This window comes from Desulfovibrio legallii, from assembly GCF_004309735.1.
Taxonomy (GTDB): Bacteria; Desulfobacterota; Desulfovibrionia; order Desulfovibrionales; family Desulfovibrionaceae; genus Desulfovibrio; species Desulfovibrio legallii.
The window spans coordinates 1-422 of the sequence record NZ_SIXC01000033.1; the positions used below are offsets into that span (position 1 = coordinate 1).

General features: G+C 51.3%; 1 protein-coding gene. It reads left to right on the top strand.

Annotation, left to right across the window (positions count from 1 at the left end; genetic code table 11):
- On the top strand, positions 1-422 hold a 422-nt coding region (locus tag EB812_RS11750; protein WP_207287382.1), incomplete at both ends, for a hypothetical protein.

A 422-nucleotide genomic window follows, 5' to 3' on the forward strand; every position in this document is an offset into this window, starting at 1 on the left:
CCTACACGGCGGGCGGCTGCTTACGCAACCGCCAGGGCATTTCGCTGCTTACRCAACCGCCAGGGCATTTCATCTTTGAAATGCCCTGGAACAGATTACCGTTGAGAATATGTATTCTCAACGGTGAAGACACGCTCGTTCTGGCGCTTAAACGCGCAAATAAATTGCGCTTGCGCCTACACGGCGGGCGGCTGCTTACACAACCGCCAGGGCATTTCATCTTTGAAATGCCCTGGAACAGATTACCGTTGAGAATATGTATTCTCAACGGTGAAGACACACTCGTTCTGGCGCTTAAACGTGCAAATAAATTGCGCTTGCGCCTACACGGCGGGCGGCTGCTTACGCAACCGCCAGGGCATTTCATCTTTGAAATGCCCTGGAACAGATTACCGTTGAGAATATGTATTCTCAACGGTGAA